The organism is Pseudoalteromonas sp. SG44-5, assembly GCF_014164175.1.
In the GTDB taxonomy this organism is placed as follows: Bacteria; Pseudomonadota; Gammaproteobacteria; order Enterobacterales; family Alteromonadaceae; genus Pseudoalteromonas; species Pseudoalteromonas nigrifaciens.
This window is the reverse complement of sequence record NZ_JACJES010000005.1, coordinates 17,884-41,735: the sequence shown is the minus strand read 5'-3', so window position 1 is coordinate 41,735 and position 23,852 is coordinate 17,884. Positions and strand designations below refer to the sequence as shown.

The window sequence follows — 23,852 nt, the reverse complement described above, 5'->3', positions numbered from 1 at the left end:
ATAAATACCTATTTCATTAATATTCAAATACCAGCAGCATAAAGCTGCGTAATGACATTTTATGTACTTTTACTTAATGAAATAAGCATTAACTGCAACCTAGTTAATAGGCGTATTAAGTAGCTATCATAAACCCCATTGGGGTAACAATAAAATTGAATATGTAACAAAGTATTTTAATGCGATGAGTGACCCACATAGTGCTATCAATAACTATGTGAGCTTATAAACGAGTTATTAGCAGCTAGGTTTTACGCTTTGCGTGCAGTGCTAAACGCTCTAATTTTTCTTTTAGCGAAGGGGGGGCTGAGGCGGCTATGGCATTTAAATAATCGGCTGTTTGTTCGCTCATTTTACGAGAATTAGTTATTGGGGTATTAATGGTTTTACTTACTGCGCCCAAGCGTTGTGTTGCTTGTGGATTAGCGGTAATTTTTATTTGCCCAAGCTCTGCCATGCCCGCGGCTCTAAAATGCGAGAGCATATCCATTTTTAAGTAATTTAGTCTAAGCGCAATAGGCGCAGATACCGCTTCGATCATTAAAGTACCATCGCGGTAGTTACTCACGCGGCATTTATCACCCAGTTTGGGGCCTAAAAAGTCTTTAAGTAAGGTTTGCTGGGTACCGAGTGCTTGGCTTTTACCTGCATAAGCCGACAAGCGGTTATTCAGTCCTGCCATAATGTCAGTTAATGGTTTTGGCGCATACCTGTCTTTAGCCATTTAACACCTCGTAAAAACTCAATAATGCGGTTACTCAAATCGAAATAACCCTCGACTTGAGTATACACTGAGCGCAGTGACTAAGCGCCCGCTATTTGCATTTGTTCAATTAACACAGAGCCAGTTTGAATGCCACCACGGCGCTCTATGTCGCCACCAATAGCTGATATTCCTTTAAACATATCTTTTAAGTTACCGGCAATGGTAATTTCGCTTACTGGATATTGAATTTCGCCATTTTCTACCCAAAAACCAGCCGCACCACGCGAGTAATCACCAGTTACTGTATTTACGCCCTGCCCCATTAGCTCTGTTACTAATAAGCCTGTGCCCATGGTTTTAAGTAGCGCGGTTAAATCGTTATGTGTTTGCTCAACTAACCAGTTATGTATACCGCCAGCGTGCCCTGTTGGTGTCATATTCATTTTACGCGCAGCATAGCTTGCAAGTAGGTAAGTTTGTAACTCGCCACCTTGAATGATTTCTCTATCAAAGGTTTTAACACCTTCGCTGTCAAACGGCGACGATGCGAGCCCTTTGAGTATATGCGGACGCTCGGCAATATTTACGCAATTACTAAATACTTGTGTACCTAGGCTATCGAGTAAAAAACTCGATTTACGATACAGCGCACCACCACCAATGGCCGACACTAAATGGCCAAATAATGAATTAGCAATGTCAGCTCTAAATATTACCGGTACTTTCATGGTGCCTAATTTTTGGCTATTTAATTTAGCTAAAGTTTCGGCTGCAGCTTCAAGCCCCACTGCTGCGGCATCATTTAAACCAGCTTGATCGCGTGCTACGGTGTAAGCAGAGTCGCGTTGCATTTGCTCGCCATCTTTACCAATTACCATAGTACTTATGCTGTGGCGAGTACGCGGAAAACCAGCAATTAAACCATGGCTATTGCCATAAACACGCAAACCTTGGTGCGATGAAAAACTTGCGCCGTCTGAATTAACAATGCGCTCATCCGCATTTAACGCTGCTTGCTCTGCAGCATGACAAAACTCAACACCTTGCTCTGGGCTTACATCCCATGGATGGTATAAATCGAGATCTTTGGGTGAAAACTCAAGTAGCTCTTTATCTGCAACACCGTTAAAAGGGTCGTCTGAGGTGAATTTTGCAATATCAATGGCTTTTTCAACCACAGTGCGTAGCGTTTTAGGGCTTAAATCTGCGGTAGACGCAGAGCCTTTATTATTACCTACATACACACTAATGCCTAAACCGCCATCTTGGTTAAACTCAATGGTTTCTACTTCGCCCATGCGAGTGCTAACCGACAGCCCTGAAGTGCTAGACATAGCCGCTTCTGCCGCTGTGGCACCGAGTTTTTTCGCATGGTCGAGCACTGCTGCTACCGCATCTTTTACTTGAGATATTTGAGAATAAATTGGATCGTGTTGTTGGCTTTTCATAAATTAAGTCCTGAGCCTTGAAGGCAATGTTGCACACATTTTTTATATTTAAATGCTAACACACTCAATGCATCACATCAGCTAATATTCCTCTGTATGATAATCATGTATAATGGCAGAAGTTATTTTTATTTAAGAGCACCCCATGGCGAAGAAAAAAAGCAAGCCTGCTGATATTGAAGAAGAAATTGAATATGTCTCAAAAACCGAACTGAAGCGTGAAGCACAAGAATTTCATCAGTTAGGGACTGAAATTGCCAAAATGGGTAAAAAGCAGCGTGAGCGCTTGCCATTAAATGATGATTTAAAAGCCGCAATGGTTGTTGCCGATAAAATTAGCAATAAAAGCGATGCTTATCGTCGTCATTTAAACTACATAGCTAAAACACTGCGCACCGTAGAGAACATCGATGCTATAAGATCAATTATCGATGTTATGCTTAATAAAAATAACCAAGCTGAAGTGTTGGTCAAAAAAATTGAGCAATTACGTGCAGACCTAATTGAACAAGGTGATGACCTAATCAATGAGACTATAGAGCAGTTCCCATCGCTTGATCGTCAACAAATGCGCCAGCTAGTTCGTAATGCAGCTAAAGAAGCGAAAGATGAAAAACCTGGTAGAGGTTACAAAGAGCTATTTCAATATTTGAAAGATGCCCATCAAGTTACTTACTAACAGATTAAAAAATATACTTTAAAAAGGTGCTACGGCACCTTTTTTTGTTGTAGATCAACCCGCCCTGCTAAACATTTTTTTATAATCAGCACCTAAATAATATACCAAGGTGCGCGTGATGATTAAACTTCCAAAATGGGATCAAACCCTAATAAATAAATATAATGTGTCTGGCCCACGTTATACATCGTACCCCACGGCACTGTCGCTAACTGAGGGCTATCAACAGCAAGACTTACTCAGTGCGATTGAGTCATCAAACAGCCGTGCATTGTCTTTATATATACATATTCCGTTTTGTAGTCAGCTTTGTTATTACTGTGGCTGCAATAAAATTATTACTCGCCATCAGTCAAAAGCCGACACCTACCTTGATTTTTTAGCCATAGAAATTGCAGCCCAAGCGCCTCTATTTAAAGACTACACCCTAGAGCAACTACATTTAGGCGGTGGTACACCTACCTTTTTAACTACGCAGCAAATGAGCCGTTTAGTTAAACTTTTGGAGCTGCACTTTAATTTTACCGACGCCACTGAGCGTGGTATTGAAATTGACCCTCGATCGCTTGCCGATAACATGTTGGTTGATTTAAGTAACTTAGGTTTTAACCGCGTATCATTTGGTATTCAAGACTTTAATGATGAAGTGCAGCTAGCAGTAAACCGTCCGCAAAATGCCGATACAGTAAAGCAGTTAATCACCCAAGCCCGTGAATTAGGGTTTAAATCGATTAATGCCGACATGATTTACGGCCTCCCATTGCAAACGCCACAAAGCTTTAAACAAACCATAGAGCAGTTGCTTGAGCTTAGCCCTGATCGTGTTTCGGTATTTAATTATGCTCACCTTCCAGAGCGTTTTGCAGCACAACGTAAAATTAAAGATGCCGACTTACCCAGTGCACACAACAAGCTAACTATGTTTAAAAACACCTTAGAGCAAATGACTCAAGCCGGTTATCAATTTATTGGTATGGACCATTTTGCTAAAGTTAATAACGAACTCGCTGTGGCACAAAATGCGGGGCAATTACACCGTAACTTTCAAGGGTATACTACCCACGGAAACTGCGATTTATTAGGTTTAGGGGTTTCATCTATATCACAAATTGGCACTGCCATTTTACAAAATCAAAAAGAGTTAAAGCATTATTATCATAGTGTAGAAACGCAAAGCGGCTGTGCCATCACCAAAGGCATGCACTTAAGTGCCGATGATGTAATACGCGCTGATGCAATTAAACAGCTTATATGCCAGTTTGAGTTAGATATGGAGGCATTTAGTGCCAAACATGCACTTAACTTTAACCACTACTTTGCTGATGCACTAACGGCAATTGAGCCTTTAATTGCTGATGGGATGGTCACTATTGAAAATAATATGATTAGTGTCACTGCTAGAGGTAATTTATTTATTCGTATTATTTGTATGTGCTTTGACGCTCACTTACAAAAACAGCTAAATGCAACGCGTTTTTCTCGGGTTATTTAACCCTCAGCCCGAGTAGTAAATTTAAAACGAAAAAGCAGACCTGAGGTCTGCTTTTGTATTTTGTGCTTTAAATTATTTAAACGCTGATTAATTAAATACCACGTTTTCGCTGCCAGGGGCGGCTTTAAACTCAATAATAATTTTAGCGCAGTCAGCTATAATCTCATCTTTATGTGTCTCTTCGGCACGCCAGCGAGCTGTATCTAACTTAAATATTTCTTTTTTGGTATATTTTTTACGCGCATCATGAGTCGGCATTTCTTTAACTACTTGGTACATTTTATAAATGCCCGAGTATTTTGTCGTTAAATCTTGCTCGTCTTCAAAACCATATTGCGACATAAGTACCCAAATACGTAAACAGCCTTCTGAAAACTCACACTGCTGTTCATGCATTGCACGCGCGATTAAATGAATGCTGTCGGCTAATTTGGCGTTACGCTTTAAACGCGACTGCTTAAGCTTTTGCTGTTGCTCAGCCTGCTTTTTAACAATCAGTTTTTTTTGCGCGCTTAACTTATAAAGCAACTGACCCGCATAAAATGCTAAGCCCACTATAATAGCAGCACCTACAAATAAGGCTAAGATCACCGCTGTACTCATTTAATAACCCTTATTACTTGTCTTCTTCGTCTAACCATTCGTTAGCAAGATCGTTCGATAAATACTGATCGAAGTCTGAATTACTTTCTTCGCTAAAGTCATCTTCAAACTCTTCTTCATCTTCATCCTCGATACCAAGCAATTTACACAATGCTTGATGACGAGCAATACGACTATTAAAGTACTTAGCATCTTTACCCGTTAGCATTTCGCCATTTTCATGACGCTCTACTAATTTAAGTAAGCGCTCATCATTTTCAAGTGCTTCTAGCTCTTGCTCAGGCGTAAACTCTGGCTCTGCTGACTTTTTAAGCTCAACAGTTGGCTTTAAGTTACGTTTTATTTCTACTTTAGGTGCAGCTGCAACAGCTATTAATGGCACAGGTTTTTTACTGCCAATGCGTTTATCTTTAGTTCCCGTGTTACTTTTTTGGCTATCATCATTTAATAGCTCAGGGGTATTACGAGATCCAGGCTTAGCACCTTTGGTTTTTTTAACACGTTGCTCTTTTAATGCACGCATTTCTTTAAGCTTATCTTGGCTTAAACGTACTGGTCCATTTGCTGGGCTTTTGCGTGACTTTTTAGTTCTACTCATATCTTGATCATCTCACTTAAGAGGTTTTGGGCGAGGCGCAAATCAATGGGCATCGCAATGCTGGCCTAGCCAGAAGAATTCAGTTTGCGCTTTAGAGGCTGGGTTTCTCTATTTAGCGCTTAAAACAGCTTACTGCTCGTTTTTAAACGGTGGCTATTGTAACAGGACAAATAAAAAGGCGGTAGAGAAAACATCTCTACCGCCTACTAATCTGAGCGCCATTATCTGGACACTTCTCCCTTCGACTTTTTAGTCTTTATTATTGTTATTATTTTTACCTATCCCTATTATTATTATTTTTACCTTCCGTGTAGCATTCCATTTTGTTTTTATTATTAAACTTCCATGAGTTTTTATTATTTTCGGTCTTCCTAACGCTTTTTTGTTATTTCCTTTGCTAGCACCAATTTGTGCTATGTAGTCGTGTCGCGCTACTGTCCTTATAGCTTATTCCATTTTGTTATTGTTTTTTGCGACAGGGGTTAATGTACCTGTTAATAATTTTGTTACAACTAATTTATATATCTTTTATTAAAAGGATTATAACAAAAAACACAAAAACCATTACATTACATCAAGTTAACAATTTAATGGTTTTTAAAATAAGACTTATCTCACAGCTATGCATGGTCAATGTCTTACATGAATAAAGACTATAAAAGTAATTTTAAGCACAAAAAAAGCAGCCTAAGCTGCTTTTTTGTACATATTGTAGTTTATTACATTAATAATAATTAAATAAATACAACTTTAGTGTAAGCCACCTAAGTACTGCGAAAGTACTTCAATGTCTTTATCTGTTAATTTCTTTGCAATATCTTGCATCACACCATTTAAATCATTTTGGCGTGTGCCATCACGAAATTTTTCAAGTTGCGCTTTAACGTAACCTGGATGCTGAAAAGAAACTTTTGGAAATTTTGCAAGTGACGAGCCATTACCACGAGGGCCATGACATGCAGCACATCCTGGAATACCACGATCTGCATCACCTGCTTTGTAAAGTATTTTACCGGTTTCAACTACGTCTTTAGGCGTAGCTTCTTCGCTCATGTTTAGTGATGCAAAATAAGCCGACAAATCTTTCATATCCTGTTCGCTTAATGGCATAGCCATTGCGCTCATAACCGGATCCATACGACCTTTTTTGCCACCTGAGGTCATACCTAGTTTTAAGTCTTGAAGTTGCTTATAAATATAATCGGCATGTTGACCCGCAAGCTTAGGATAGATATTAATCGGTGCATTACCGTCTGGGCCGTGACAAGCCGCACACGTTACTGATTTTTCTTTACCTGCGTTTACATCGCCTTCAAATGCTGTTGCGTTGCTTGCTGACAACGCACCAAGCAATATAGTTAAAGATAGTGCTATTTTTTTCATGGTGAATTCTCTGTTTCCGACCCTGTATCATCTACAATATGGATGTTGTGATTTTTATATTCTACACGATAATAAATTCTCTGGCACGTTTTCTACTCATATTAAACTTATAATTTATAGGGTTTTGCCTTAGGTTAAGCTTTAACTTGGTTTAAATGTGCTGTATATGGTGGTTTAACAGCTTTTTAATAACTCCTTTATAGTATAAAATACGCCCCATGAGCGAATTTAGCTCAATGTGATCATTTTTAAGTTTTAGGAGAGCCCGTGCTCAAATCTCGTATCAAATATAATACCGCGTCTTTCGTTACAAGCGCTCCAGACATTACTAAATTACCTGCTGATACGGGAATTGAAGTTGCGTTTGCCGGTCGCTCCAATGCAGGTAAATCAAGTGCTCTTAATGCACTTACCGACCAAAAATTAGCGCGTACCAGTAAAACTCCTGGACGTACTCAGCTAATAAATACCTTTGAACTTGCTGATGTTGATGACATGCGCCTTATCGATTTACCAGGCTATGGCTTTGCTAAAGTGCCAATTGAAATGAAAAAGAAATGGCAGAAGTCGCTAGGCGAATATTTACAAAAGCGTCAGAGTTTAAAAGGTATTGTAATTTTAATGGATATTCGTCATCCATTAAAAGATTTAGACCGTGATTTAATTAATTGGGCTATTAGCAGTGAAATTCCTGTTTTAGCGCTATTAACTAAAGCAGACAAATTTAAACAAGGTCCGCGTCAATCACAAGTACTTAAAGTTCGCCGTGAATTAAGCGCCCTTGATGGTGATATTACGGTACATGCATTTTCATCACTAAAAGGTACTGGCTTGCCAGACGTTGCCAAAAAACTTGATGAATGGTTTTTAGGCCCTGTTGTAGCGGTACCACCTGCTGAAAAAATACTTAACGATGACACTAACCCAGCAAGCTAATTTATTCTGCAAGGCTTAAAAGCTTACACATTCGATAAATAGCCGAGCTTATCTGTCTCGGCTATTTCAGCCTATTGCATTAATAGCATACACTTCTTGCCACGCGCACATTGCAAACCTAAGCCATTATTATCCGCTATTACCCGAGTTTAGGATAAATAAAACGACTCCCCGGCAGACGTTATAAAATAACCCTGTTTATCAGTATTGGCTATTTTAGCCCATTGCATTAATAGCATACACTTCTTGCCACGCACGCATTACAAACCTAAGCCATTATTATCCGCTATTACTCGAGTTTAGGATAAATAAAACGGCTCCCCGGCAGATGTTATAAAATAACCCTGTTTATCAGTATTGGCTATTTTAGCCCATTGCATTAATAGCATACACTTCTTGCCACGCACGCATTACAAACCTAAGCCATTATTATCCGCTATTACCCGAGTTTAGGATAAATAAAACGGCTCCCCGGCAGATGTTATAAAACAACCCTGTTTGTCTGTCTGGGCTATTTCTGCCCATTGATAAAATACACTTCTTGCCACGCGTGCACAGCACCCATAAGGGAGTTGTATATAAGGCACGGCTGCATCTTTGTAGTCTTGTATATATATAGGTTGCTCAGCACTGATGAGCCATTGTCTGTCTAGGTTATCTATACAACAAAGCACTTGTCCTTGCTCGGTATTTTCAAATCGCCAGGCAACAATAATAAAGGGGGCGTCTTCAACCGTGATGGCTATTTTTTCGACCGGCGTTTTTAAATAAAACTGCTCACCCTCTTTACACAATACCGAGGCAAACAGCTTTACCATAGCCGGGCGTGTTATTTCACTGCCAGCATAAAACCATTGCCCTTGGTCGTTAATAACCATTGGCAATGATCCACAGTGAGTTGGTTGCCAACTATCAAAGGGTTTGCTTGGCTCGCTTAATTGCTTGCTTAGTTGGCTAAGGGAAATCACTGCTTTTTAAATGTCAGTGCAAAAGTAACAGGTACGGCAGTCGCAATTGACGGTAAACCCGCTAATTTTTGTAATTCCATAATGCCCTCTGTAATTGCAAAATCATTACTATTAATAATAATAGGACTGAAAGAAGACACACTTAAATCACCATTTTCTGCACTGCTAACCAGCACATCTATAGTAAGCGGCTTTTTATTACCATGAAAATCAAGTTCCGCATTAATCCCTTTAAGCACATACTGGCCAGGTTTTTTAATACTGCTGAGCTGCGATGCTAGATCTGCGGTTAATATGGCATTTGCAAATGTATCGGCTTCAAATAATAATTTTGTTAAACGCTCATTACGAATGGGGATCAGTGTTTCTGCCGAGGTTAAGTCTACATTTACACTAAACTCACCTTTATCTGATAACTTGCCTTCAATATTAGTAAAGTGATTTGCTTCAGCAATACTATTTTTTTTGATAGAAACAAAGCTTAATTGGCTTTTATCGTTTACTAACTGCCAATCGGCCTGAGCGATATTAGAAATAACTAAACTTGATAACGACAAACCTGCAATAGCTAATGCTTTAAACATGACGAATTCCTTCTATAAATGAACAATACCCTATTCATTAGAACCACAAATGAATAGAAAGTACTTTTTATGAGCTTATGATGGTATCACCTAAAGGATTAAGTGTAATTATAGAATAATAAATGGAGAATAATTAAGGTTAGGAATAAAAAACGGCCCATCAAATATATGATAGGCCGGTATAGCAAACTGGGGAGAAGCTATGAATAATTGCATCTTCGCAGATGCATCATCAACAGGATGTCCTACAGGATGAGGACGGCGCGACTTTAACAAAAGCCAGCGCACTAGTACAATAAAATTCTAGATAATTTGTGTATATTTGCCAACACCTTATGATTTAACATCGGTCTTTTCTTTAGTTAACTTTTATGTAACTAATGCGGCTATTTATTTAAGTAATTAATATTTTTATACTGACATAAAAAAAGTGCCCTTAGGCACTTTTTTGTCATTTTATTATATAAACTTAGTGAGCCTGTTCCCAGTTGTCGCCTTCATCAGCTTCAACTATAAGTGGTACATCAAGAGTAGCCGCTTGCGACATTAGTTCGCAAATATGCTTTGTGTAAGCATCAACACAGTCTGTTTTAATTTCAAATACCAACTCATCGTGTACTTGCATTAATAGCTTAACGGTATTGGGAGCTTGCTCGTATACCCAACTGTGTACACTTAACATTGCCTTTTTAATGATATCGGCAGCAGTGCCTTGCATTGGCGCATTGATTGCTGCGCGCTCAGCTCCTTTTCTTCGTGCACCATTTTGGGCTTTTATTTCTGGTAAATATAAACGGCGTCCAAAAATAGTCTCTACATAACCGCTTTCAGCGGCCTTTTCACGCGTTGTTTCCATATACTCTAAAACACCTGGGAAACGCTCAAAATATTTATCAATATAATGCTGCGCTTCATGGCGTGGCACATCCAGCTGACGTGCTAAACCAAATGCCGACATGCCATAAATTAAGCCAAAGTTAACCGCTTTAGCTTTACGACGCATATCGCTGGTCACTTCTTCTAAACTTACACCAAATACTTCTGCTGCAGTGGCACTGTGCACGTCTAAACCATTAGCGAACGCACTTAATAAACCTTTATCTTGTGAAAGATGCGCCATTATACGTAGCTCAATTTGGCTATAATCGGCAGCGACAATTTTATAGCCATCGGCCGCTATAAACGCTTCACGAATACGACGCCCTTCTTCTGAGCGAATTGGAATATTTTGTAAATTAGGATCGGTTGAACTTAAACGCCCAGTTGCCGTTACGGCTTGATGATACGAGGTATGCACACGCTGCGTTTTCTCGTTAACCATTAACGGTAATTTGTCGGTATAGGTTGATTTAAGCTTTGATAAACCACGGTGCTCAATAATTACTTTAGGCAGTGGATAGTCGTGCGCTAATTCTTGTAATACTTCTTCTGCGGTAGAAGGCGCGCCTTTAGGCGTTTTTTTAATTATTGGCAGTTCCAGTTTTTCAAACAACAATACTTGTAGTTGTTTTGGAGAACTTAAATTAAATGGTTCACCCGCTATTTCATACGCTTCTTTTTCCAGCTCCAATAAACGCTCGCCTAAGCGTTGGCTGTGCGCAGCAAGCATTTTGCTGTCTATTGCTACACCAGTGCGTTCAATATCAGAAATAACATTAACCAGTGGCATTTCTATATCTTCGAATACTGATTTTAGTTTTTCGTCAGCGGCTAATTTTGGCCATAAAACTTGGTGTAAACGCAGCGTAATATCTGCATCTTCAGCGGCATAGGGGCCGGCTTTTTCTAGCTCTACTTGATTAAAAGTAAGTTGCTTTTTACCTTTACCAGCAATATCTTCAAAGCTGATATTTTTATGGCCTAAAAATTTAAGTGCCAGTGAATCCATATCATGGCGCGTACCCACACTGTTAAGCACATACGATTCAAGCATGGTATCAAACTTAATACCGTTTAATTCATAACCCGCATTTGCTAATACGCTTTTATCGTATTTAAGGTTTTGCCCTACTTTAGCTTTTTTGGCATCGGCTAGAATAGGTCCTAATTTTTGCATTACAAACTCAAGGCTTAGTTGCTCAGGTGCACCCGGATAGTCGTGAGCAACGGGTAAATAAGCAGCTTCACCGGCTTTTACCGCAAAGCTCATACCTACTAACTGTGCTTGCATGTAATCAAGGCTGGTTGTTTCTGTATCAAAGGCAAATAGCTCAGCATCATTTAGCTGCTCTATTAATGCATCAAACTGGCTCTCGGTTAAAATAGTTTCGTATTGTGCCTCTGCTACTTTTGGTACTTCGTTAGCCTCAGTGGGAACAGCTAAGTGTGTTTCGGTATCTTTAGGGTTATCGAGTAACTCAGCTAACCAACGACGAAATTCACATTCACCATAAAGCGCGATTAGCTCATCTTTATTGGGCTCTTGTAACTTAAAGGTATCAAGATCCGACTCAACCTCAACATCACACTTAATAGTAGCAAGTTGATAGCTTAAAGGCAGATGATCTAGCGCAGCTGCTAACTTTTCTCCTATTTTACCTTTGATCTCGCTGGCATTATCCATAACGCCCTGTAGCGATCCGTATTTTTCTAACCACTTAACCGCAGTTTTAGGACCACACCCTTCTACCCCTGGAATGTTATCTACTTTATCGCCCATTAAAGCTAAATAATCGATAATAAGTTCTGGGCCCACACCAAACTTTTCAACTACAGTAACAGGATCCGAGATACTGTCGGTCATGGTGTTTATAAGCGTTACATGTTCATTTACCAACTGCGCCATATCTTTATCGCCGGTAGAAACCAGTACATGGCGCTTTTGCTCTGAAGCTATGCGCGCAAACGTACCAATTACATCGTCGGCTTCAACACCTTCAATGCTAATAAGCGGAAAACCCATTGCTTTAATAATACGATGGATTGGCGCTATTTGCGTGCGTAAGTCATCTGGCATTGGCGGACGGTTCGCTTTATATTCGCTATACATGTCATTTCTAAAGGTTTTGCCTTTAGCGTCAAATATAACCACCATATGCGAGGGATCATATTGTCTGATCAAACTTTTTAGCATGTTGATCACACCATATATCGCTCCGGTCGCTTCACCTTTTGAGTTAGTTAAATGTGGCGGTGAATGATAAGCACGAAATAAATATGAAGAGCCATCAACTAAAATAAGTGGGTTTTCGGGGATCTGAGCCATGGTGAATTTGGATCCTAAATACAAAAAGTAAGATAATTATAAGCATGCCATAAGGCAGTGAATAAAACGACTGCGAATTAATACTACTGATGTTGATTAATTCAGAACAAACTGTGGATAACTTTGTAGATAACAGCCACAGGCCATTCTTCCAAAGCATTAAAAAACGCTTAGAAATAAAGTTAACTGGTTGTTTTTACTAAAAAAGATAATACGAGGTTCTTTTTTTATTATTTTTTTACCAATGTGGAAAAAAGTTTTAAGCGTTACATCCGCTGTTAGTCATTGCCATTATTTGCATCCATTTAAATAACTGGACGAGCATTCTAGCATAATGGATCAAAGATCATAGCGATCCTTTATAATTTTTTTCACTGTGGTTGATCACCAAATGGCATATACCCTATGATCACTCGCTTAGCGAACAGTAACTATACAAATAATTTTTCAAACAGATTATTTTTGCCATGTTAAACTTGAAGGTCTGTTGATCTTTCAAGATTGAGTTTGCAGCAGTGTGTTTGGTATTTAGACAAGGCAGAGCCTATGTGGTGTGGTTATTCCCCATAAATAGGCGATAACGCAGCATTAATACCAAACATGCGCTGCCCGAAGGGTTCTGTCTAGGGGCGATTAACTCTTTGTTAGGGGCATGAGCAGGATGCAAAAGCTTTGCTCTGTTTTTACTTATTTACACATAGATGTAAGCCAGTAGAATAACGCAGGAGCAGTTATCGAGCCTACTAGGTTACAAACCTCGCGCCGCGATCAAATCGCTCCTAGTTTGAACAAATTTTAATCCCCAAAGGTTAACAGACCCTAATCTATCGAACTAAATTTTAGTTTGCCGACTTAAACGGAGCAGATAAAAAATGAAAAAAGTTGCAGTAATTTTAGCCGGTTGTGGCGTTTATGATGGTAGTGAAATTAATGAAGCCGTTTTGACTTTATTACACATAGCAAAAAATGGTGCAAGTTATCAATGCTTTGCACCCAATATAGCGCAGCATCACACCATTAATCACCTCACTGGTGAAGAAACCACCGATAATCGTAATGTACTTGTAGAAGCAGCGCGTATTGCTCGCGGCGAAGTAAAAGCGATTACTGAGCTGGACGTTACACAGTTTGACGCTTTAATTGTACCGGGTGGTTTTGGTGCTGCAAAAAATCTATCTGACTTTGCTATAAAAGGGCCACAGGCAAGTATTAATGCTGACGTGTTACATGCCTGTAAAGCGTTTGCCAATACCAATAAAGCAGCGGGCTATATGTGTATTGCTCCTAATTTAATTCCTTTTATTTATCAGCAAGCACACCTAACTATAGGTAATGATAGTGACACAGCTAATGCACTTAACACCCTAGGTGCTCAGCATGTCACCTGCGCAGTAGATGATATTGTTGTAGATCAGCAGTACAAGCTAGTAACAACACCAGCCTATATGCTGGCACAATCTATACTCGATGCCGATGCTGGAATAGCTAAACTGGTGAGTGAAGTGCTCGCACTAAGCTGATTTTTGAGCAATATGATCTATTTAGATTTTTGTAACTTAGAATAACAGTTACTCTGTTTAACCATTTAGTAAACTGCTGTTTTTATTGAGTTAACGCAATCTTTAGTCGATTTAATCAATAAAATCTACTCTTAGCATTTTATAAATTGCTTAGGGGAGTTATAATTGTTTTAAATTCCGTCATTTACAATCGTGATTGATCACGTTCAAATTGAAGTGGGCAAGGCAAAATGAAAAAACTATCAGCTGCAGCATTACTAATGCTAGCAACCACCGCATACGCACAGCCATATGATAACTCTATGACTGCCGATGCAATCAAAAAACGTCTCGCACCGATTGGTGCTGTATACCTTGAGGGTGACAAAGTGGCCGCTCCTGCAGCCCCTACTGGCCCACGTTCTGGCGAGCAAGTATATCAAGCTTCATGTTTTGCGTGTCACGGTACTGGTGCGTTAGGCGCACCTAAATCGGCTGATGATTGGTCACCTCGCCTTGCTAAAGGTAATGATGTATTACTCGATCACGCACTGAATGGTTTTAATGCAATGCCGCCAAAAGGTACTTGTATGGATTGTTCTGAAGACGAAATTAGTGCCGCAATTAACTTTATGACAACTAAGTAAAAGCCTACTAAAATCAATAAATAAAAAGGTTTACCTAAGGTAAGCCTTTTTTAATGCTTTTTATCTACTTTTAACCGCTATTTTAACGAATATATACTTGACGCTAATAGTTAAAAATGAAATTATAAGCGCAATTAGTATACAATAAAAACACAGCTGGTTAACATCATTGGAAGATAAATTAACAGTACCTAGTAACTTAGCGCATCAAAATAAACGTCTTAAAGCGCTACTGAAAAAGTACAAGCATGCACATCATCTACAAAATGCCCTGATCCTATTATCAGAGCAAGCCAGCACGGTTGCAGAACTTACCTTACTCTATCCCGCTATACACGATATTTTGCAAAAGTACGTACCAAGCAAAAGTTTTTATGTTGTACTTTCCAACAGACACACAAACTTATTAGAACTTTCTTATTTTTCAGACGAAAAAGATGGTCTTGCTATTGCCCTTAATCAGCATAATAGTTTTAACGAAGGTGCAACTGGTTATGTATTTAAACAAGGTAAAACAACCTACTTTACTAAGCAACAAATGCAAGATGCTGCTAATAATGGTTTATTTAAAGCTTTAGGTACGCCTGCTGAGCACTGGATTGGCGTGCCTGTATTTCAAGAAAAAAGCATTATAGGCGTACTTGCAGCACAAAGTTACGACACAGAGCAAGGATACAGCCCTCAACAAATACAATTACTAGAGGTTATGTCGCTGTACTTAGCTACCGCAATAGAGCGAGTAAAAAAGCGCGAGCAACTCGAAGCCGAAGTTAAAATTCGCACCCAAGCACTTACACAAAGTAACGCAGCGCTTAACCTTGAAGTCGAACAACGTAAACGAGCCCTACAACGCCAGCAAATTTTATTTAAAATATCGGAGCTGGCAACACAAGCTAAAAATATTGATGATGTATATTTACAACTGCATGAAATTATAAAGTCGATAACCTATGCTGATAACCTTTATATTGCACTTTATAACAAAGATTCTGGCTGGCTAAGCTTTCCTTATTACGTAGATGAATTTAAAAAGAACCCTCAATCAAGGCGTTTTTCTAAAGGCTATAGTGAGCTGGTAATTAGCACCGAAGAAACTCAGCTTATACATCCCGATAGAGCAAAAGCGCTTATACAAGATGGCACAGTACAACGCACTTCACCTGTGCCTGAAAAGCAAATGGCTACTAGTTGGCTTGGCGCACCATTAAAAACATCACAAGGTGTTATTGGTTTAATTGTTTGCCAAGCGTATAACAATAAACATATTTTTAGCCAAGATGATTGCGAACTCATCACCTTTGTATCCCATCAAATTGCTACAGTATTACAAACAAAATTAGCTAATATCGCACTTAAAAAGAGTCATCAGGAGCTTGAGTTTCGGGTTGACGAAAAAACTAAAGAGTTACGCCAAGCTAACCTACATTTACAAATGCAAATTGATGAGCGAAAAAAAATAGAGCAGCAGCTTTATCACGACGCGCATCACGACTCGCTGACCGGTTTAGCTAACCGAAGCTTATTTTTAACTCAACTTGAAAAAACCCTGCAAGAATATCATCGCTTTGTAGAGCAACACTTTGCCGTATTATTTATTGATTTAGATAAGTTTAAAAGTATTAACGACCAACTTGGCCATCATGCCGGGGATCAGTTTTTAATTAGCGTGAGTAAGCTATTTTCGCAGTGTATTCGCGAGCACGACTTATTAGCGCGCTTAGGGGGGGATGAGTTTGTAATTTTATTGACTCATTTAACCGAGCCTCAACAAGCTGAAGATGTTGCAAATAGAATAATTAACTTAATGGCAGAACCATTTTGTTTTAAAGGCTCGTCACTGCAAAGTGGTGCAAGTATTGGTATAACTTACTCTAACCAAAGCTATAAAAATACGGATGAAATAATTCGTGATGCCGATGCCGCTATGTACTACGCTAAAAACTCAGGTAGAAACCGCTATGAGCTATTCCACCCGCTATTAACGCAAGCAATACCAGAGCAGCAATCACCAGTACTGCATTACCTTGAACAGCTACCAATGAATTTTAGAAGTTCTGAGATCATTACTCTTGATGAAAATTGCCAGTCTGAGTCATTGCTAGAGGCATTTGGCGAGCACCCTATATTGGGCTATACCAGTTTTGATATTCTAAAAAAGTTTGCCTGCGATAAAGAGCAACATCTTAATGTTGAACTTCAGCTACTGCAACAAGCATACACACAAACAAGTAACGCTAACTTAAACGTCGGCTTACTACCTTGCTCTAGTTTGTTATTGGCCCATCCTGAGTTTAATTTATTTACTGATGCTTTGAGCCAATGCGAAAACAAAACACAGCTTTGCTTACTCTTTGACGAGCAAGAAATTCGTTATGCTAGTGCAACACAAATTGAAAATTTAAAGCAATTATCTTTAAATGGCTACTCTATTGGGTTAAATAATTTTGCTAAAGATAAATGCGAGCTTAACTTACTTAGCGAAATTGATTTTGACTACCTACTACTAAGCTCGACATTTAGTAAACGTATTTTGCAGCAAGCTAGCTACGACCTACAACTGCAGGGAGTACTTGCCATTACTAAAATTAAAAACACTAAAGTAATAGCAAAAGGCCCTGCTATATTAAATTTTAGAGCTCTATTAGATAAACACGGTCTAGGATTTTTTATCGGTAAACAGTCTGCACTTAACAGTAGTTTGCAGCCCTCTATTAGTCACTCTGAATCACTGCAACGTTAACCAATTTATTCAGGTTTTTTAAGCATAGCGCGTAGATTAGCCACACGCGCCTGACCTTTTTCCATTCGCTCGGCTTGGCTATTAGGTGCTTTTTTATTCTCGAATGCTAAATCGTCTTGTGGTAGTTCTTGTACAAAACGACTGAGCTCTGTTTGTGATGTTTCGCCAAATTGACGACGTATTTTAGCATAAGTTAAGGTGAGCTCTTGTTGAGCTCGGGTGATCCCAACATACGCAAGGCGACGCTCTTCATCTACGTTGTCCTCATCAATACTTACCTGATGCGGTAGCAAGCCCTCTTCCATACCCACCATAAACACGTACGGATACTCTAGTCCCTTTGATGCATGCAAGGTTGATAACTGCACCGCGTCGGCTTCATCTTCTTCTTCGTTACGCTCTAACATATCGCGTAATGTAAGTTTGCTCACTACTTCGGCCAAGGTCATGGGCTCGTTATCGGCGTCGCCGGTTAGCATGTCGGTGATCCACCGATATAACTCCGATACGTTTTTCATCCGCATTTCAGCCGCTTTGGCACTAGGTGATGACTCGTATAAATACGCTTCGTAGTTAATGTTACGCACTAAATCTTTAACCGCTTCTAGGGTATCACCGCGCACCGCGTTGTCTGATAGCTCCACAACCCAACGTGCAAACCCAGTAAGTGCGTTCAAACCACGCCCTTTTAGCCTATAACCTAGGTCATTATCAAAACAGGTAGCAAATAAACTCATGTGCTTTTCATTTGCGAGCGTGCCCAGCTTTTCAAGTGTCACCGTGCCTATTTCGCGCCGTGGTGTATTTACTATTCGTAAAAATGCATTGTCATCGTCTTGATTAACCAGCAGCCGTAAGTAGGCCATAATATCTTTAATTTCTGAGCGCGAAAAAAACGACATACCACCGCTAATTTTGTATGGAATACGGTTACTCATTAACGATTTTTCAAAGCCTCGCGCTTGGTGATTACCGCGATATAAAATAGCGTAATCTTTGTAGCTAGTGCGTTTCATAAACTTATGCGAAATAATTTCAGCCACTACGCGCTCAGACTCATGCTCTTCATCACGACAACCAATTACTTTTATTGGCTCACCATAACCGAGCTCACTAAACAGCTTTTTTTCAATGTCGTGCGGGTTGTTGGCAATTAATATATTAGCCGCTTTTAGTATTCGCCCTGCACTACGGTAGTTTTGCTCCAGCTTAATAAGTCTAAGCCCGGGGAAGTCTTTACTTAATAACACTAAGTTTTGCGGACGCGCACCGCGCCATGAATATATCGATTGATCGTCATCGCCTACCACAGTAAAGCGGGCGCGCTCACCTACTAACAGCTTAACAAGTTGGTATTGGCTGGTATTGGTATCTTGGTACTCATCCACCAGCAAGTATTTAAAGCGTTGCTGCCAGCGCATCCGTGAGGTGGCATTATTAGTAAGGAGCAAAGTAGGGATCATTATTAAGTCATCAAAATCTAGTGCATTGTAAGCACGTAACTGGTTTTGATAGCGACCATAAAGCTGTGCAAATAATGCTTTTTGTGGCTCTCGCGCTTCGCGGATTGCTTGCTCTGGTAAAATTAATTCGTTTTTCCAGCTACCAATTGCCATTTTTAATAGCTTGAGTAGGTCTTTATCATTTTTAAGTTCGTCTTCGGTTAAATCATTTAATAACTGGTTGGTATCTTGATCGTCAAATAGCGAAAAACCCGGCTTAAAGCCCAGTGTACTAAGTTCTTTTTTGATAATTTCTAAACCCAGCGTATGAAATGTAGATACCCAAAGCCCTTTGGCATCTTGCTTGCCAAGTGTTTGCAAAACACGCTCACGCATCTCTTTAGCAGCTTTATTGGTAAAAGTAACCGCGGCAATATTACGCGCTTTATACTCACACTGTTTCACTAAATATGCGATTTTATTAGTAATAACACGCGTTTTACCAGAGCCAGCTCCAGCAAGCACTAAGCATGGCCCACTAATATATTTTACCGCTTCATCTTGTTTAGGATTGAGTTTCATAACGACCAAAGAGATTTAAAAAGACGGGCAATTTTAACGTAACCATTACAGCGAGCATAGCAATTGCACTAATTAATTCGATAAAGATCAACCTGTGTTAAATACACTGGCTATAAGGTAATATTAGTTATTATAAATTCTGGGCAACAGCCAAGGGACGAACATGATTAATCCAGCAAAACTTGAAGAAATTGCAAAGCAAATCACTAGTAATATGCCACAAGGCGTAAAAAACTTAGCCGATACACTCGAAGGTAAAACCAAACAAGTTTTACAAAACAAGCTTGCTGAGATGGACTTTGTAAGTCGTGAAGAGTTTGATGTACAAAGCCAAGTACTGATCCGTACACGCGAAAAGCTAACTGAGCTTGAAGCTAAAGTTGCACTGTTAGAGCAACAACTTAGCACTCAGCCAAATGCTGAATAATATATACGCTTAAAGTAAAAAAGCAGCCAAGGCTGCTTTTTTGTTTTGTAATAGTGCTAATTAATTAAATAACCTGAACTCTAGTTAAGGAATTTACTAACATATTGAATTATAATTATATTTATTTTCTCTAGCCAGAAGTTTTCAGTGAAAACAAGGCGAATTTACGCGTCAATAGCTGGCCTATTGCAAGTAAATTCAACGCAGTTAGCGCTGAAAATAGCTGCTTGAGATAGATTTATTATCCGGAGCTCAGGTTAAATAGCTCATCAAGTACATAGTAAGCTAAATTGCTCTGCTGCGCGCAACTCACAACCAGCATTTTTTGCGCTACTTGCTCCCCAGTTATTGGTTTATAGCGTTTTAAAAGTGGCAGACGAGTTATAATGGGTAAAATAACACTGCCAATTTTCTCAGCCACTCTAAACTGCTTACGGTTACCTAATAATAACGACGGCTGAAAAATACTGATACGTGCAAAAGGCAGTTGCTTAACCTGCTGCTCTAGTTGCCCCTTCATTTTTAAATAAGGGCTAGTGCTGTGCGCATTTGCACCACTTGATGACACCAAGCAGTAATGTTGCACACCATTACTTGCGGCTAATTGCGCGGCAATAAATTGATAATCAAAATCAACTCTTCGCTGCGCCGCAATTGAGCCGGCTTGCTTTTTAGTAGTACCTAAACAAGAAAAAAACACATCGCCTTTAAATAATGCAGCATATTGAGTTAACTCATCAAACTCAATTATATGATTAACGAGTTTTGGATGACGTATGCTTAGCGCACGACGGCTTAAGGCAATTACATTAGAAAAATACGCGCTTTGTAGTAACTTTTTTAATAACTCATTTCCTACTAACCCTGTTGCACCTATAATTACCGCCGTTTTTGTCATCGCTTTAATTATCCATGGCCAAGTTTTGAAAACACGTGTTGCACGGCTTTTTTATAAGTGTCGGCTTCTTCTGATGCACAAGTTACTACTGACTCTAGGTCATGTAGGTGGCCATTTTCTAGGCCGTAAACCCAACCATGAATCGATAAACTTTGTCCACGTGCCCATGCGTCTTGTACTATATTAGTACGCGCTACATTACGTACCTGCTCAATTACATTAAGCTCTATTAAACGGCTTAAACGCTCTTTTTCAGGCACTGCATTTAATTGCTCTAGGTGCTTCTCTTTTACATCACCAACATGGCGCAGCCAATTATCAATAAAGCCAAAGCGGGCTTCATCTAGTACTGCTTGTACACCACCACAACCATAATGCCCCACCACCATAATATGTTTAACTTTTAATACTTCAACAGCATATTGCATTACCGATAAACAGTTATGATCTGTATGTACAACTACGTTTGCTACGTTACGATGTACAAATAGCTCACCTGGGAGTAAATCTACAATTTGATTGGCTGGCACGCGGGAGTCGGAACAACCAATCCATAAGTACTCTGGATTTTGCTGCATTGATAGTATTTTAAAAAAGTCAGGATCCGCTTTACTAGTGCGATCTGCCCAACGCTTATTATTGTCGAATAAATTTTTTAGCTTTCTCATTGCATCTCTTTTCAGTTCGAAGACGGGTAATTTGCCAAGATCAAAATATTGCGCGGTGTTAACTGTTTTGCGCAAAACGTTTTAATACTGACTTGATAGCCTTGCTGCTGTAAATATAAAGCACGATCGAGCACAAGCCAAACTTCTATTGCTCTTCTGAACACATGTCGAACCAGTTCAATACGATCAGTTACTTTTATTTTGTCCTGCCCAATAAGTAAAAACTTATTATAATCAATTTCTTGCGGCAACTTTAACGACTTTTTGTTTGCAGCCCATGCACAAAACGATTTAAATGAATCTGAAAACACCGCCTTGTTAACCGACGGCACACTGACGTAATGTTGCTCATTAGTAATCGATTTTCGCAGGGCATCAAACCCGAGTCGCCATGCAACTTCAGTGTTACGCACTTTAACTATGCGTGAAGGCGCGGTGACCATTTCTTGAAGTGCGAGCTTTAAGTCGCGATGAGTTAAGTTAAGGAGACTTTGTTGTGCAAGCGTACTCATTGCTAGGTAATTATCTGGGGTAAATAAATGATAACAACAAGGAGAAAAACTAATGTTAGAGACTTTAGCTACACTGGCCTGCTGCATAAAAGCTTGATGTAAACCGCCGCAAGCATGTAAAGCGACTGCGTGCATATCGGCTTTAAAAAAAGCAGTAATGTCATCCTTCAATACATCTGCTTGGCTAAAGTGCATAGCTAAGCCTTGCTGCTTTGCACTGTGCTGCCCTTGCTCACATAATTGCGGTTGCAGCTCTATACTGTGCACGCTTTTAGCACCATTAAACGCTAGCATACGCCCGAGGTGTCCTTTACCCGCACACCATTCTAAAACAGGCTTGGTACTACTGGGTAAAGCCGCTACAAAATCTTGCAGCTGCTGAAACTTCCGCCCTTTTATACCGTTACTAAGCCAAAACGGATAGTCACTGCGCGTTAAGTTCGCTGTTGGTAACTCACACAAATTTACCAGCTGTTCAAGTTGCTCAATATGCGGCTCAAAAAATTGATATAACTGTTCTTCATTGCCATCTAATTGGGCAACTTCTTCATCCGTTAAATTATTTAAAGGCTCTTGTAGCTCAGGCCAAGGTAGTGCATCAAAATCAAATGCCGTACATTGCCAATATTGGCGATTACGCATAAGGAGAGAATCAAGTGCAGAAAACTGCTCAGCTAAGGTCATATCAACTTAAAATAAATAAACACAATTAATTATAGCAGCTCAGCCCACTGTCATTAAGTGGTTATTTTTTGAAGATTAAACGTAAATACAGCGGGATAGAAATAATGCTGATAATAATTGCTGCCAGTAACATCCATGAAAGCTGTAATCTTTCGGGCTCCTGATACTTATATATAAAACTAGCTTTTACTTTGTCAAAATCACTTTGTTCAATACCATATAAATCAGCTATTAAGCGCCACTTTGCCATCGACATATTACCTAGGTGAGTACTGGGTACTGTAACATAGCCTTTTAATACCTCGGCTTCATAAGCTAGCTGATGGGGGCTTTTATGCGGTGCATATTGCTGAGTTACTGCTATCGCTTCATCCATATTCATCATTGCATAACGCCAACCTTTAAGACTTGCCTGATAAAAGCTTTCTACTGTTTGCGGGTGGTTTTTAAGCATACTTTGGCTAGTAAACAAAATATCGGCATACAGATCCATACCGTACCTTTGCGGACAAATAAGTCTGTGGGCAATTCCTTGTTGCGCCATGTAATAAGGTAGGTCGGTTACATACACTTGCATTGCATCTACTTTATTGTCAATCCATGCGCGGGTCGGATTATCACCTTCATAATGGGCTAAGCGGTCAGTATTAATACCACTGCGCTGGAGCATAATTAATAACTCAGTATTCTCTCTTTTACCGCTGGTAGTGACTCGTTTAGTAATAAAGTCTCGTGCATGAAAAATATCAGAGCTGTCTTTAACCATCCAGCAATAAGGGGAAAACTGCAATATAGCAGCCATTGCCACTAAAGGTTTACCGGCAATGCGTTGCTGTAAAACACCAGAATGACCAATGCCAAACTGCACCTCACCTTGTGCTACTGCATCAAAACTGTCGGGCATACTTAACTTGGCAGGGAGTATATTTACATCCAGCCCGACCTCTTTATAAAAGCCTTTATGCTTGGCCATATAATAGCCGGCAAATTGAAATTGATGAGTCCATTTTAATTGCAATGTAACCGGTTCTTGCGCCTGTAGCTGGCAACAAAAAAGCCCTAAAACAATGATTAGTCCTTTAATTAGCAACGAGTTCCCCTCAAAGCATATTATTATTTATTGATAATAATATGTAAAAAACATGATAAAG

Annotated in this window: 20 protein-coding genes; 7 read left to right on the top strand and 13 right to left on the bottom strand. The window is 39.5% G+C overall.

Annotated features, from left to right (window positions below; all coding sequences use genetic code 11):
* Positions 1 to 244: 244 nt before the first annotated feature.
* Entirely contained in the window at positions 245 to 724 is a 480-nt protein-coding gene (locus H5079_RS07900; protein WP_182683858.1) for a DUF721 domain-containing protein, read from the bottom strand.
* 80 nt (positions 725 to 804) lie between these two features.
* Entirely contained in the window at positions 805 to 2,154 is a 1,350-nt protein-coding gene (pmbA, locus tag H5079_RS07895) for a metalloprotease PmbA (protein WP_182683857.1), read from the bottom strand.
* A 145-nt stretch (positions 2,155 to 2,299) separates the two neighbouring features.
* Between pmbA and yjgA the strand changes: the two genes are divergently transcribed.
* Together yjgA and hemN are read left to right on the top strand one after the other, a co-directional pair.
* Complete coding sequence (gene yjgA / locus H5079_RS07890; RefSeq protein ID WP_011329391.1) at positions 2,300 to 2,833, top strand: ribosome biogenesis factor YjgA; 534 nt, start codon at positions 2,300 to 2,302, stop codon at positions 2,831 to 2,833.
* A gap of 118 nt (positions 2,834 to 2,951) precedes the next feature.
* The gene (hemN, locus tag H5079_RS07885; protein ID WP_011329392.1) at positions 2,952 to 4,325 is read left to right on the top strand and encodes an oxygen-independent coproporphyrinogen III oxidase; all 1,374 of its coding nucleotides are present in this window, start codon (positions 2,952 to 2,954) and stop codon (positions 4,323 to 4,325) included.
* 87 nt (positions 4,326 to 4,412) lie between these two features.
* Here the strand turns inward: hemN and H5079_RS07880 are convergent, their stop codons facing one another.
* The 3 genes from H5079_RS07880 to H5079_RS07870 form a co-directional block, all read right to left on the bottom strand.
* On the bottom strand, positions 4,413 to 4,928 hold the full coding sequence (locus H5079_RS07880) for a DUF2489 domain-containing protein (protein WP_011329393.1): 516 nt from the start codon (positions 4,926 to 4,928) through the stop codon (positions 4,413 to 4,415).
* A 13-nt stretch (positions 4,929 to 4,941) separates the two neighbouring features.
* Positions 4,942 to 5,526 carry a Der GTPase-activating protein YihI gene (gene yihI / locus H5079_RS07875; RefSeq protein WP_011329394.1) on the bottom strand — a complete coding sequence of 195 codons (585 nt, stop codon included), beginning with the start codon at positions 5,524 to 5,526 and terminating at the stop codon, positions 4,942 to 4,944.
* Between the two features lie 750 nt (positions 5,527 to 6,276).
* Entirely contained in the window at positions 6,277 to 6,909 is a 633-nt protein-coding gene (locus tag H5079_RS07870; protein WP_011329395.1) for a cytochrome c, read from the bottom strand.
* Between the two features lie 267 nt (positions 6,910 to 7,176).
* Between H5079_RS07870 and yihA the strand changes: the two genes are divergently transcribed.
* Positions 7,177 to 7,845: a ribosome biogenesis GTP-binding protein YihA/YsxC gene (gene yihA, locus H5079_RS07865; RefSeq protein WP_058374289.1), complete on the top strand. Its 669-nt coding sequence runs from the start codon at positions 7,177 to 7,179 to the stop codon at positions 7,843 to 7,845.
* A gap of 449 nt (positions 7,846 to 8,294) precedes the next feature.
* Here the strand turns inward: yihA and H5079_RS07860 are convergent, their stop codons facing one another.
* From H5079_RS07860 to polA, 3 genes are all read right to left on the bottom strand, one after another.
* Complete coding sequence (locus tag H5079_RS07860; protein ID WP_182683856.1) at positions 8,295 to 8,813, bottom strand: DUF1285 domain-containing protein; 519 nt, start codon at positions 8,811 to 8,813, stop codon at positions 8,295 to 8,297.
* Positions 8,810 to 9,397 carry a YceI family protein gene (locus H5079_RS07855; RefSeq protein ID WP_011329398.1) on the bottom strand — a complete coding sequence of 196 codons (588 nt, stop codon included), beginning with the start codon at positions 9,395 to 9,397 and terminating at the stop codon, positions 8,810 to 8,812. The genes H5079_RS07860 and H5079_RS07855 overlap by 4 nt, the downstream gene beginning before the upstream one ends.
* Positions 9,398 to 9,866: 469 nt before the next feature.
* A complete protein-coding gene (gene polA / locus H5079_RS07850; RefSeq protein WP_182683855.1) occupies positions 9,867 to 12,602 on the bottom strand; it encodes a DNA polymerase I in 2,736 nt (911 codons plus the stop codon).
* Between the two features lie 872 nt (positions 12,603 to 13,474).
* On the opposite strand from polA, the gene elbB reads away from it, so the two are divergent.
* The 3 genes from elbB (at position 13,475) to H5079_RS07835 (ending at position 17,488) form a co-directional block, all read left to right on the top strand.
* The gene (elbB, locus tag H5079_RS07845) at positions 13,475 to 14,122 is read left to right on the top strand and encodes an isoprenoid biosynthesis glyoxalase ElbB (protein ID WP_182683854.1); all 648 of its coding nucleotides are present in this window, start codon (positions 13,475 to 13,477) and stop codon (positions 14,120 to 14,122) included.
* A gap of 230 nt (positions 14,123 to 14,352) precedes the next feature.
* The gene (locus H5079_RS07840) at positions 14,353 to 14,748 is read left to right on the top strand and encodes a cytochrome c5 family protein (protein ID WP_041454600.1); all 396 of its coding nucleotides are present in this window, start codon (positions 14,353 to 14,355) and stop codon (positions 14,746 to 14,748) included.
* A gap of 169 nt (positions 14,749 to 14,917) precedes the next feature.
* Positions 14,918 to 17,488, top strand: a complete 2,571-nt coding sequence (locus H5079_RS07835) for a diguanylate cyclase domain-containing protein (RefSeq protein ID WP_182677568.1) — start codon at positions 14,918 to 14,920, stop codon at positions 17,486 to 17,488.
* Positions 17,489 to 17,493: 5 nt separating this feature from the next.
* Here the strand turns inward: H5079_RS07835 and rep are convergent, their stop codons facing one another.
* Positions 17,494 to 19,512, bottom strand: coding sequence for a DNA helicase Rep (gene rep / locus H5079_RS07830; protein ID WP_182683853.1), 2,019 nt, complete (start codon positions 19,510 to 19,512; stop codon positions 17,494 to 17,496).
* 163 nt (positions 19,513 to 19,675) lie between these two features.
* On the opposite strand from rep, the gene H5079_RS07825 reads away from it, so the two are divergent.
* Complete coding sequence (locus H5079_RS07825) at positions 19,676 to 19,939, top strand: ubiquinone biosynthesis accessory factor UbiK (protein ID WP_086994730.1); 264 nt, start codon at positions 19,676 to 19,678, stop codon at positions 19,937 to 19,939.
* Between the two features lie 241 nt (positions 19,940 to 20,180).
* Here H5079_RS07825 and H5079_RS07820 read toward each other — a convergent pair whose 3' ends face one another.
* The 4 genes from H5079_RS07820 to H5079_RS07805 all read right to left on the bottom strand — a co-directional run bounded on the left by H5079_RS07820 (position 20,181) and on the right by H5079_RS07805 (position 23,791).
* A complete protein-coding gene (locus H5079_RS07820) occupies positions 20,181 to 20,837 on the bottom strand; it encodes an NAD(P)H-binding protein (RefSeq protein WP_086994733.1) in 657 nt (218 codons plus the stop codon).
* A gap of 8 nt (positions 20,838 to 20,845) precedes the next feature.
* On the bottom strand, positions 20,846 to 21,505 hold the full coding sequence (gene can, locus H5079_RS07815) for a carbonate dehydratase (RefSeq protein WP_182683852.1): 660 nt from the start codon (positions 21,503 to 21,505) through the stop codon (positions 20,846 to 20,848).
* 11 nt (positions 21,506 to 21,516) lie between these two features.
* Positions 21,517 to 22,701 (bottom strand): methyltransferase, encoded by a 1,185-nt coding sequence (locus tag H5079_RS07810; protein WP_182683851.1) that lies wholly within the window; start codon positions 22,699 to 22,701, stop codon positions 21,517 to 21,519.
* A gap of 61 nt (positions 22,702 to 22,762) precedes the next feature.
* Entirely contained in the window at positions 22,763 to 23,791 is a 1,029-nt protein-coding gene (locus tag H5079_RS07805) for an ABC transporter substrate-binding protein (protein ID WP_182683850.1), read from the bottom strand.
* Positions 23,792 to 23,852: the final 61 nt, after the last annotated feature.